This window comes from Massilia sp. LC238 (genome assembly GCF_000735635.1).
Lineage (GTDB): Bacteria > Pseudomonadota > Gammaproteobacteria > Burkholderiales > Burkholderiaceae_D > Telluria > Telluria varians.
The window spans coordinates 45,851-57,302 of record NZ_JNNN01000032.1 but is presented as its reverse complement, the minus strand read 5'-3'; the positions used below and the strand labels follow the sequence as shown (position 1 = coordinate 57,302).

Sequence of the window (11,452 nt, the reverse complement as noted above, 5' to 3'; positions counted from 1 at the left end):
TTAACCGAAGAACAGATAGGCGACGAAGATGGCGCCGATGACGCCGGCCAGGTCGGCCAGCAGGCCGTAGCCGATCGCATAGCGGGTCTTGCGGATGCCGACCGAGCCGAAATACAGCGCGATGATGTAGAAGGTGGTGTCGGCGGCGCCCTGCAGGATGCTGGCCAGGCGGCCCACGAAGGAGTCGACGCCGTAGGTGGTCATGGCATCGATCATCATGGCGCGCGAGCCGCTGCCCGACAGCGGTTTCATGAGTGCGGTAGGCAGCGCGCCGACGAAGTCGGTCGGCAGGCCGAGGGCGGTGAAGATCCAGGCGAAGCCGCTCACGATCAGGCCCAGGATGCCCGAGTTGCGCACCACGCTGATCGCCACCAGCATGCCGACCAGGTAGGGAATGATCCGCAGCGAGGTCTCGATGCCGCCCTTGGCCCCTTCGATGAAGGCTTCGAACACGTTCACCTTCTTCGCCAGCGCGCCGACCATGAAGGCCGCGATGATCGAGAACAGGATCAGGTTGGCGGTGACCACCGAGACCAGCTGGATCTGCGCCTTGTCGAGGAAGACGGTGAAGTACCAGACCAGCAGGGCGATGAGGGCGGTCAGGCCGCCGATCCAGCCGAACACCGCCGGGTGCAGCAGGTTGATGCGCTGGCGCAGGCTGACGGCGATGATGCCGGTCATGGTCGAGCAGTAGGTCGCGATCAGGGTCGGGATGAAGATGTCGGCCGGATTCGCGGCCCCGAGAATTGCGCGCTGGGCCATGATCGCCAGCGGGATGATGGTCAGGCCCGAGGTCTGGATCACCAGGAACATGATCTGCGCGTCGCTGGCCTCGTCCTTGCTCGGGTTCAGCGTCTGCAGGCTTTCCATGGCCTTCAGGCCGAAGGGGGTGGCGGCATTGTCCAGGCCGAGCATGTTGGCCGAGAAGTTCATCACCATGTGGCCGTTGGCCGGATGGTCCTTCGGCACGCCGGGGAAGATGCGCGAGAAGAAGGGCGCGATGATGCGGGCGAACAGGTTGATGGCGCCGGCCTTTTCGCCGACGTTCATGATGCCCAGCCAGAGCGTCATGACGCCGGCCAGCGGCAGGGCGATGTCCATCACCGCCATCTTGGCCGACGAGAAGGTGCCGTCGATGATGCGCTTGAAGATCTCGGTATCGCCCAGGAACAGCCATTGCGCGAGTGCCGCGATGAAGCCGACGAGGAAGAAGCCAGTCCAGATGTAATTGAGTGCCATGTGAATGCCGCTGCTGAGATCGTACGATTGTGCAGCGGAGAGTATAGGCCCGGAAACAGCTGCGCAGATGAAAGAATGCGCCTGCGCCATGTTTAAAAGTTATAAGGGGAGCCGGCCTGCCCGCTTTTCTGTTTGCTTCATGGCATGAAAATCAGGGCATAATCCTTCTCCACCCCCGCGCCTACCGGAGAAGCCCAGCATGCATCGCCCCTCTCGCCTTACCCTGTGCAGCCTTGTTTTCGTGGTCGGCAGCGTCGCCGCCGTGCATGCCTGCGCGCAGGCGCCGGCCGCGAGCCGGGGCGAACGCGTGGCGGCCTTGCTTCCCGAGATAGACAAGATGTACACGGAGCTTGCCGGCAAGGAGCACCTGCCGGGTCTGGTGTACGGCGTGGTCCTCGATGGCAAGCTGGTGCACATGCGCCCGCTCGGCCTGGCCGACGTGGAGCGCAAGACCCCTGTGACGGGGTCGACCGAATTCCGTATTGCCTCGATGAGCAAAAGCTTCGTGGCGATGGCGGCGCTAAAACTGCGTGACGCGGGCAAGCTGCGCCTCGACGATCCGGTCGCCGACTACCTGCCCGAAGTGCGCCGGGTCCAGCTGCCGACGAGCGACTCGCCCGCGCTGACGATCCGCCACTTGACGACCATGACCACCGGGCTGCCCGAGGACAATCCCTGGGGCGACCGCCAGATGGCCGTCCCGAATGCCAGGCTCGAGCAGCTGGTCGGCGCCGGGCTGTCGTTTTCCAATACGCCCGGCCAGACCTTCGAATACAGCAACCTCGGCTACATCCTGCTGGGCAAGGTAGTCAGCAAGGTGTCGGGCATGCGCTTCCAGGACTACGTGACGCGCGAGATCCTGCGGCCGCTGGGCATGCACAACACGCGCTGGGAATATACGCAGGCTGCGCCGGGCAAGCTGGCGCTGGGCTACCGCTGGGACCGCGACCACTGGGAGGCGGAGCCTATCCTGTCCGATGGCGACGGCGCCGCGATGGGCGGCCTGATCACGACGGCGGACGACTTTGCGCGCTATGTCGCCTTCCACCTGGACGCCTGGCCGGCCCGCAACGACCCGGAGCGCGGACCGCTGCGCCGCGCTACGGTGCGCGAGATGCACCTGCCGCAGGCGTTTGCCGGCCTGTCCACCAAGGCCACCCTGAGCGACATGACAACGCCGAATCCGACCGTGAGCTTCTACAGCCATGGCCTGGTCTGGCAGCGCGACAGCCGCAACGTGGTGAGCTCGGGCCATTCGGGCGGCCTGCCGGGCTTCGGCAGCCAGTACCGTTTCGCGCCGGACCACGGGGTGGGCGTGTTCGCCTTTACCAACCTGCGCTACGGACCGGTGTACGGGCCGACCGCCAAGGCGCTGGCCATGCTGGTCGAGCGTGCCGAGCTTGGCCCGCGCCCCATTCCCGTATCGCCGATCCTGGCGACGCGCCATGGGCAAGTGGCGCAACTGGTGCAGTCGTGGGATGTGGCGCTGGCAAGCGCGATCGCGGCCGACAACCTGTTCCTCGACCGCTCGCGCGAAGACTGGATCGCGCACGCGCGCGAAAAGCTGGAACCGATCGGGAAGATCACCTCGGTCGGCCCGATCAAGGCCGACAACCGCTTGCGCGGCAGCTTCCCGCTGGTCGGCGAGCGAGGAACGGTGAACGTCGCCTTCACGCTCACGCCGGAACGCGAGCCCAAGGTGCAGGAGATCACGCTCACGCCGGCGAAGCAATAAGCACCGTTTCGCTGCAGCCGCGGCTATGATACGCAGGTTTTCCCTGCCGATATCGTTCGCCATGACACTTCGCCTGACCGCCGCCGCCCTCCTGTTCTCCCTGCTGTGCGCCGGTAGCGCGAACGCGCAGGAAAAAGTCCTGCGCATGTTCCTGTCCACCAGCGAAACCGGCCTGGACCCGGCCGTGGCCTCGGACAACGCCACCCTCTCGCTGCTGGAGAACCTGTTCGACCCCCTGCTGCGCTACGACTACCTGGCGCGTCCGGCCAAGCTGCGTCCCAACACGGCCGCCGCCATGCCCGAGGTAAGCGCCGACGGCCTGACCTACACCTTCCGCATCCGCCCTGGCATCCATTTCACGCCGGACCCGGCTTTCAAGGGAGCGAAGCGCGAGATGACCGCCCAGGACTACGTCTACAGCATCAAGCGCCTGCGCGATCCCGCCACCAGGTCGCCCTGGGCCGCCACTTTCGAAGGCGTGGCCGAGCTGCGCGCCCTCGACCGCCATACCCTGCGCATCCGCCTCAAGGCGCCGGACAACAACTTCCTGTTCTACCTGGCGATGCCCGCATCGAGCGCGGTGGCGCGCGAAGTGATCGACGCCTATCCGGGCCAGGCCGGCAACCACCCGGTCGGCACCGGCCCCTTCATGGTCGGCGAGTGGAAGCGAAGCGACCGGATCGTCCTGCTGGCCAATCCCGATTCGACCGCCGTGTTCCATGCGACGCCAGGAGATAACCCCGAGGACAAGGCGATCGCCGCCGCCCTCGAGGGCAAGCGCCTGCCGCGGGTGGACCGGGTCGAGGTGCGCATCGCCGAGGAGTTCCAGGGCCGCATGCTGGGCTTCCTGAACGCCGAGTACGACTACCTGGAGCAGATTCCGGAGTCGATGACCGACATGGTGGTCAGCGACGGCCAGCTCAAGCCGGAACTGGCGGCGCGTGGCATCGTGCTGTCGCGCTTTCCGGTGCTGCAGACCTACTACATGTGGATGAACATGAACGACCCGGTCGTCGGCGGCTACGGCAAGGACAAGGTGGCGCTGCGCCGCGCGATCTCGATGGCCTACAACAACGCCGAGGACATCGCGCTGCTGAAGAAGGGCTTCGCGATCAAGGCCGAATCGCCGCTGCCGCCCAATGTGCTGGGCTACGACCCGCACTACCGCAGTCCGGTGCCCTACGATCCGGCCTTGGCCAATGCGCTGCTGGACCGCTACGGCTACACCCGGCGCGATCCGGACGGCTTTCGGCGCGCGCCCGACGGCAAGCCGCTGACGCTGACCATGCACAGCGAGGCCACGGTCGGCGGCCGCCTGCGCGACGAGTTGTGGCGCAAGTGCCTGAACGCGATCGGCTTGCGCGTCGTGTTCAAGTCGGACAAGAAAACCGAGATCATCAAGGCCTCGCGCCTGGGCACGGTCCAGATGTTCGAGAGCAACTGGATCGCCGACTTCCCCGACGGCGACAACTTCTACCAGCTGCTGTACGGCCCCAACGCCGGCCGCGCCAATTACGCGCGCTTCAACCTGCCCGCCTATAACCAGCGCTACGAACAGGCGCGCCTGCTCAGCGACGGTCCCGCGCGCCAGAAGCTGTATTTCGAGATGAACCAACTGATCCACGCCTATAACCCGTGGGTGCCGCTGACCCAGGTCTTGTCGGGCGATCTGCGCCATCCGTGGTTGAAAAACTACAAACGCCATCCCGTTGAATTCACGACCTGGCGTTATTTGGATGTCGATGTTGCGCAAAGAGCACGCTCCAGCAGAGGTGCGCGCTAGTTTTGGTGAGTTTTTCCCAAATAAAACATTCCCCCTAGTTATACTGGCCGCCGGATATTTCATTGGATAGCCGTAAATAAGAAGGCTTACCCTGAAATCGAAAAATAACGTAATGCCAAGACATTACAACGAAGATCGGCCAGGAATTCCTGGGTCGCCAAGGGAAAAACGTTAGGAGAAACGCGTGAAGGTAAAGAAGCTCGCTCAATTGATCGCCCTGATGGGCGCGGTCAGCCCGGCCATCGCACAGAATGTGCAGATTTCCGGTCCGATCCAGCGTGTCGAGATCACCGGCAGTAGCATCAAGCGCATCGCCAAGGAAGGCGCGCTGCCGGTCGAGGTCATCACGGCCAAGCAGCTCGAAGCCCAGGGCATCGTCACCGCCGAGCAGCTGATCGCGACGCTGAACGTCAACGGCAACGGTTCCGACAACCTGGCCTCGAACGCCGACGTCACCTCGGGTGCGCAGCGCGGCAACAACGGCGCCTCCTCGGCCAACCTGCGCGGCCAGGGCGCCGATTCGACCCTGGTGCTGCTGAACGGCCGCCGCGTGGCGACCCACGGCATGAAGGGTTCCGCGGTCGACCTGAACTCGATCCCGATGGCGGCGGTGGAGCGCGTCGAGGTGCTGAAGGACGGCGCCTCCGCGATCTACGGCACCGACGCGATCGGCGGCGTGATCAACTTTATCCTGAAAAAGAACTACCGGGGCCTGGAAACCCAGGCCTTCGTCGACGTCACCGAGGCGGGCGGCAGCGAGATCGGCCGCGCGTCGATCACCGGCGGCTGGGGCGACCTGCAGGTCGACGGCTGGAATGTACTGGCGACTTTCGCGCACAGCCAGAACAAGGCCCTGCGCGGCGACCAGCGCGACTTCGTCAACACCTTCCAGCCGGACCGCGGCGTGTCGGTGGATACCCGCGGCTCGCCAAGCGCCAACGTGTTCGCCACCACCCTGGCCCCGACCCTGCTGTCGCGCACCGGCACCGGCCCGACCCTGCCGGGCGGCGGCACCACCACCTATAACGGCATCAGCCTGCTCGACCTGCCGGGCGGCGCGGGTTGCAACAGCATCGACGGCATGGGCCCGTACGACGAGAAGCTGTGGAACAGCGCCGGCTCCGCCTACGGCTGCGCCTGGGACACCGGCCGCGCGGCCGTGCTGCAGCAGCCGGTCAAGAACAGCAATGCGCTGGCGCGCGCCACCTTCCAGTCGGGCGATCACCAGTTCTTCATCGAAGGCGTGGCCTCGAACGTGGAAGTGTCCAAGCGCTTCTCGCCGAACCAGATTTCGCCCTCCAGCTCGACTTTCGGCCCGACCTCCTTCTATCCGCGCACCGGCGCCGCCTATGACAGCGTCTACAACGCGCTGGTCAAGGTGTTCCCGAGCATCTCGGCCAACTACGGCCTGCCGATCGCCTACCGCTGGCGCTGCATGGAGTGCGGCAACCGCGAGATCGTGACCGAATCGAAGGCCGCCCGCCTGCTGGTCGGCGCCGACGGCCCGGTCAACCTGTTCGGCCGCAGCTATGACTACCGCGTCGGCCTGTCGCGTGCCTTCAGCGAGTCGGAATCGCAGCTGGGCACTGGCTACAACTACACCGTTGCCCTGGCCAATGTGCTGGGCTCGGGCATCGTCAACCCGTTCCTGCTGCCGGGCCAGACCCAGTCGCAGGCGGCGATCGACGCGATCCAGTCCACCTCGGCCGCAGGCGTCACCCTGTATGGCGGCAAGACCATCCTGACCCAGCTCGACGGCGCGCTGTCGGGCGAGCTGTTCAACCTGCCGGCCGGCGCCGTCATGGGCGCAGTCGGCTTCGACCTGCGCCGCGAAGAGTACAAGTTCAACGGCGACAAGCGTGCCGCAGCCGCTCGTCCGGCGATCCTGAACGCGCCCTTCGACGACGCCAACGCCCTGGACAACGTGCATCGCGACATCAAGGCCGTGTACGCCGAACTGCTGGTGCCGGTGGTCAAGAACCTCGACATCACCCTGGCCATCCGCCGCGACCACTACAGCGGCATCGGCAGCACCACCAACCCGAAGGTCTCGTTCCGCTACCAGCCGATCCCGCAGCTGCTGTTCCGCGGTTCGTACAACGAGGGCTTCCGCGCCCCGTCGTTCAACCAGCTGTTCAACGGCATCACCGAGTCGCCGTACGCCGGCAAGGACCTGGTCGACCCGGCCAAGTGCCCGACCGGCCTGGTCGACGCGACCAAGCCAGGCTGCGAATCGATCACCCCGAACTACATCACCGGCGGCAAGTCGAACCTGGGCCCGGAAACCGCGAAGCAAGGCACCATCGGTGTCGTGATCGAGCCGTTCAACTGGTTCTCGGCCAACGCCGACCTGTGGGAGATCCGCAAGCAGAACACCATCGATTCGTTCAGCACGTCGACCATGGTGGCGAACTACAACCTGTTCAAGGATCAGTTCATCCGCGACGCGGCGGGCAACATCGCCATCATCGACCAGCGCTGGGTCAACGCCGGCGAGCGCATCACCCGCGGCCTCGAGCTGGGCGCCCGCTTCAACGGCAAGTTCAGCACCGGTTCGCAGTGGACCCTGGGCATCGACGGTTCGCGCCTGCTGGAGAAGAAGTCGCGCGCCACCACCAACGCCGAATTCGGCAAGAGCGAAGTGGGCCGCTTCGTCTTCACCGGCGACCTGGGCCTGAAGTGGAAGCACAGCGCCTATGCGACCTACAAGTACGGCAACTGGAGCACCATGCTGCAGAACATCTACCGTTCGGGCTATGACGACCAGGTGCTGCCGGGCGTGGCCAACGGCCTGGTGAAGCCGGCCAACTGGAATCCGAAAGTGGATGCGTACTCGATCTTCCACCTGACGACTACCTACACCGGCTTCAAGAACCTGTCGCTGACCGCAGGCATCAAGAACCTGCTGGACGAAGATCCGCCGTTCGCTGTCACCTACGACAGCAACACCGGCGCGGGCAGCACCTGGGAACCGCGCGTGGCCGACCCGCGTGGCCGCTCGTTCACCCTGATGGCGACCTACAAGTTCTTCTAAGTTGATCGTATAAGTTGATCGAACCCGGCGGCCCGCTGTCGATGGAAGCGCAAGCTTCCACGGCGCGGGCCGTTTTTCTTTGTAGCGGATGTCGAGCATGAAAATCAGCCGGCGCGGCTTCGGCGCTTCCGTCGCAGCCGCTCTCTCCACCCCTGGCCTGGCCGCAGCCGCCCCGCGGCGCTCGTCCAGGCGCCTCATCAAACCACCACGCCTGCGCCCCGGCGACCTGGTCGGCCTGATCGCCCCCGGCGGCTATGCCGACGACCGCCTGATCGAGAAAGCGGTCAGGAATATCGAAGCCCTCAGCCTGCGCGTCAAAGTGGGCACTTACATCAAGGCCGTGCACGGCAATTATGCGGGCTCGGTGCAGCAACGCCTGGCCGACCTGCACGCCATGTTCCTCGATCCCGAGGTAAAGATGATCTGGCCGATCCGCGGCGGCTCGGGCTGCATCTCGCTGCTGTCGACACTCGACTACGGGCTGATCCGCCGCCACCCGAAGATCCTGCTCGGCTACTCGGACATCACGGCGCTGCACCTGGCGATCCATAACAAGACCGGCCTGGTGACCTTCCACGGCCCGGTGGCCTCGTCGACGCTGGCCGACTACCCGCGCGAGCACATGATGGCGGTGCTGTGCGACCCGCAGCCGCGCTACACGATTCCGATGGCGCCGGAGAACGCCCTGAAGGCCCAGACCATGCCGCACTTCGGCATCCGCACCCTGACCTCGGGCACGGCCACCGGTCCGCTCCTGGGCGGCAACTTGTCGATCGTGGCGGCCCTGTGCGGCACGCCCTATGCGGCGGACTTCCGCGACGCCCTGCTGTTCCTGGAAGAGGTGGACGAGGCGCCCTACCGCCTGGACCGCTGGATGACCCAGCTCGACCTGTCGTTCGGCTTCGCGAATGCGGCCGGGGTCATGGTCGGCATCTGCGAGGACTGCGCGCCGCAGGAGGGCAGGCGCTCATTGAGCCTGGACGAGACCTTCGATCATCACCTCAAGCCCTTGACCGTTCCGGCAGTGACCGGCTACTCGATCGGCCACATCCGCCACCAGTTCACGCTGCCGGTGGGCCTGCGCGCCACCCTCGACACGGAGTCCCGAACGGTGACGCTGCTGGAGTCCTGCGTTACCTGACGTAAGGGGGGGCGGCTATACCGAGGTCCGCGTATCTGCCGGCGGCCTGGATGCCGCCCACGCGTTCAAACCAGGCATGAATGTCTGCATCGCTGCGCAAAGGGGAGCTGAACGCGTGGGCGGCGCCATGGCCGCGTGTGGTCCAACTGCCAGGTGGAGCCGCCCACCCTACATCCGCAAGCTCATCGACACCGCGCCGATCGATTGTCCTTCGATGCGGTACAGGTCCGGCACTTCGCCGGTCTCGACGAAGCCCATGCGCACGTACAAGGCACGCGCCTTGTGGTTCTGCGACAGCACCTCGAGATCCACCCAGGCGAAGCCGCTGGCGCGGGCCCAGGCCAGCGCTTCCTGCACCAGGCGCGTGCCGATGCCCGCGCGGCGCAGGTCGTGGCGCACGCCCATGCCGAGCAGGGTGCGGTGGCTCGATGCCGGTTCCGGCCTGCCGCGCAGGTCGATGTGGCCGGCAATCGCGCCGTCGTCGTCGAGTGCGATCCACACGTGGCGCCAGCCCGGGTGGCCAGGCGAGCTTGTCATGCCGGCGCTGAAACGTTCGCGCATGGCCAGCGGCACGCCCTCCGTTGTCGGCGCCATCGGCTGGAACAGCAGGCCGTCGCGGCCGTTCTCCGCCAGCTGTTCGCCCAGGTAGGCGAACAGCGCCGGCAAGTCCTCCGGTGTAGCGGGACGAATCGTGATCACAGCGCGCGGGCGATCAGGATCTTCTGGATGTCGCTGGTGCCTTCGTAGATCTGGCACACGCGCACGTCGCGGTAGATGCGCTCGACCGGGAAGTCGGCCACGTAGCCATAGCCGCCAAACACCTGCATGGCGCTGGAGACCACGCGTTCGGCCATCTCGGAAGCGAACAGCTTGGCCATCGCGGCTTCCTTCAGGCAGGGCAGGCCGGCATCCTTCATCGACGCCGCGTGCAGGATCAGCTGGCGCGCGGCCTCGATCTGCATCGCCATCTCGGCCAGGCGGAACTGCACCGACTGGTGTTCGAAGATCGGCTTGCCGAAGCTTTCGCGGTCTTTCGCATAGCTAAGGGCAGCCTCATAGGCGGCGCGCGCCATGCCGACCGACTGCGAGGCGATGCCGATGCGGCCGCCCTCCAGGCCGGACAGGGCGATCTTGTAGCCCATGCCTTCCTCGCCGATCAGGTTCTGGGCCGGGACGCGGCAATTGTCGAACACGATCTGCGCCGTGTCCGAGGAGTGCTGGCCCATCTTCTGTTCCAGGCCGGCGACGATGTAGCCGGGCGTATTCGTCTCGACCCAGAAGGCGCTGATGCCCTTCTTGCCGGCGGCTTTATCCGTGACCGCCATGACGATGGCCACGTCGCCGTACTTGCCGCTGGTGATGAACTGCTTGGTGCCGTTGAGGACGTAGTGGTCGCCGTCGCGGGTGGCCGTGGTGCGCAGGGCCGAGGCGTCGCTGCCGGTGTGCGGCTCGGTGAGGGCAAAGGCGCCCAGCATCTCGCCCCGCGCCAGCGGGACCAGGTAGCGTTGTTTCTGCTCTTCGTTCGCGTACATCATGGCGATCGAGCAGACCGGGCAGTTGTTGACCGAGATGATGGTCGAGGTGCCGCCGTCGCCGGCCGCGATCTCTTCCAGCACCAGCGCCAGCGACACGTAGTCGAGGCCCGCGCCGCCGTACTGCTCCGGCACCGCGACGCCGAAGGCGCCCAGGCCGGCCAGTTCCTTCAGCTCGTCCTTCGGAAAGTAGTGCTCGCGGTCCCAGCGCGCGGCGTTCGGGGCCAGGCGCTCCTGCGCGTAGCTGCGCAGGGCGTCGCGGATCATCTGGTGTTCTTCGCTCAGAATCATGGTGTCTCGTTGTTTGTTATGTGGTTACCACGGAATCGGCGTGCCGTCGTGGTTCAGGAAGGCGCCGTTGCTGGAGGCATCCAGCTTGGCCAGCGTGGCGCGCAGGTCGCTCACGCTTTGCTCCACCGTGAGGGTGGCGCCGCTGCCGCCCATGTCGGTCTGGACCCAGCCCGGATGGAAGGACACGCAGGTGACGCCCTGCGCGCCATAGGTGATGGCGGCATCGGCCACCACCGAGTTGAGCGCGGCCTTGCTGGCGCGGTACAGGGTGCCTTCGGTGGAATTGCGCGCGCCGATCGAGCCCATCTTCGAGGACAGCACGGCGAGTTTACCGCGCGTGTCGGCCAGCAGCGGGCCGACGATCGGGAGCAGGCGCATGGCCGCCAGCACATTGGTGTGCATGACCGCGTCGAATTCGGGGCCGGTCGGGAAGCTCGAGCCCGAGGGGCCGTAGACGCCGGCCACCAGCCAGGCCACGTCGACCTGCTCGTCGTCGAGGCGCCAGCCCAGCGCCGCGATCGAATCGGCGCTGGTGACGTCGAGCTGGTGGGCGGTCGCGCCCATCTGCGCCAGTTCGTCGCAGTCTTCCTGCTTGCGGGCGGTGGCGATCACGCGCCAGCCGTCCGCACGGTACTGGCGCACCATCTCGTGGCCGATGCCGCGCGAGGCACCGATAATCAGGGCAGTGGGCATGAGG

The 11,452-nt window shown here is 65.9% G+C and carries 8 protein-coding genes; 4 read left to right on the top strand and 4 right to left on the bottom strand.

The window, feature by feature from the left end; genetic code table 11:
- Positions 1-1,239, bottom strand: a complete 1,239-nt coding sequence (locus FG94_RS08360; protein ID WP_036209718.1) for a nucleoside recognition domain-containing protein — start codon at positions 1,237-1,239, stop codon at positions 1-3.
- 199 nt (positions 1,240-1,438) lie between these two features.
- Between FG94_RS08360 and FG94_RS08355 the strand changes: the two genes are divergently transcribed.
- The 4 genes from FG94_RS08355 (at position 1,439) to FG94_RS08340 (ending at position 8,932) form a co-directional block, all read left to right on the top strand.
- Positions 1,439-2,974, top strand: coding sequence for a serine hydrolase (locus FG94_RS08355; RefSeq protein WP_036209715.1), 1,536 nt, complete (start codon positions 1,439-1,441; stop codon positions 2,972-2,974).
- Positions 2,975-3,035: 61 nt separating this feature from the next.
- Entirely contained in the window at positions 3,036-4,757 is a 1,722-nt protein-coding gene (locus FG94_RS08350) for an ABC transporter substrate-binding protein (protein WP_036209712.1), read from the top strand.
- 184 nt (positions 4,758-4,941) lie between these two features.
- Positions 4,942-7,791, top strand: a complete 2,850-nt coding sequence (locus FG94_RS08345; RefSeq protein WP_036209709.1) for a TonB-dependent receptor domain-containing protein — start codon at positions 4,942-4,944, stop codon at positions 7,789-7,791.
- Positions 7,792-7,888: 97 nt separating this feature from the next.
- Positions 7,889-8,932, top strand: coding sequence for an LD-carboxypeptidase (locus tag FG94_RS08340; protein ID WP_036209706.1), 1,044 nt, complete (start codon positions 7,889-7,891; stop codon positions 8,930-8,932).
- Positions 8,933-9,100: 168 nt separating this feature from the next.
- Here FG94_RS08340 and FG94_RS08335 read toward each other — a convergent pair whose 3' ends face one another.
- Genes FG94_RS08335 through FG94_RS08325 form a run of 3 tightly spaced genes read right to left on the bottom strand, consistent with a single transcriptional unit; the run spans position 9,101 to position 11,448 of the window.
- Positions 9,101-9,598 carry an N-acetyltransferase family protein gene (locus tag FG94_RS08335; RefSeq protein WP_373964711.1) on the bottom strand — a complete coding sequence of 166 codons (498 nt, stop codon included), beginning with the start codon at positions 9,596-9,598 and terminating at the stop codon, positions 9,101-9,103.
- A 29-nt stretch (positions 9,599-9,627) separates the two neighbouring features.
- Positions 9,628-10,755: an acyl-CoA dehydrogenase family protein gene (locus FG94_RS08330; RefSeq protein WP_036209704.1), complete on the bottom strand. Its 1,128-nt coding sequence runs from the start codon at positions 10,753-10,755 to the stop codon at positions 9,628-9,630.
- Positions 10,756-10,779: 24 nt separating this feature from the next.
- Entirely contained in the window at positions 10,780-11,448 is a 669-nt protein-coding gene (locus FG94_RS08325) for an SDR family oxidoreductase (RefSeq protein WP_036209699.1), read from the bottom strand.
- Positions 11,449-11,452 lie beyond the last annotated feature (4 nt).

Coding starts and splice junctions, on each gene's coding strand:
- FG94_RS08360 (WP_036209718.1), bottom strand. CDS start 1,239: ATGGCACTCAATTACATCTGGACTGGCTTCTTCCTCGTCGGCTTCATC.
- FG94_RS08355 (WP_036209715.1), top strand. CDS start 1,439: ATGCATCGCCCCTCTCGCCTTACCCTGTGCAGCCTTGTTTTCGTGGTC.
- FG94_RS08340 (WP_036209706.1), top strand. CDS start 7,889: ATGAAAATCAGCCGGCGCGGCTTCGGCGCTTCCGTCGCAGCCGCTCTC.
- FG94_RS08350 (WP_036209712.1), top strand. CDS start 3,036: ATGACACTTCGCCTGACCGCCGCCGCCCTCCTGTTCTCCCTGCTGTGC.
- FG94_RS08330 (WP_036209704.1), bottom strand. CDS start 10,755: ATGATTCTGAGCGAAGAACACCAGATGATCCGCGACGCCCTGCGCAGC.
- FG94_RS08325 (WP_036209699.1), bottom strand. CDS start 11,448: ATGCCCACTGCCCTGATTATCGGTGCCTCGCGCGGCATCGGCCACGAG.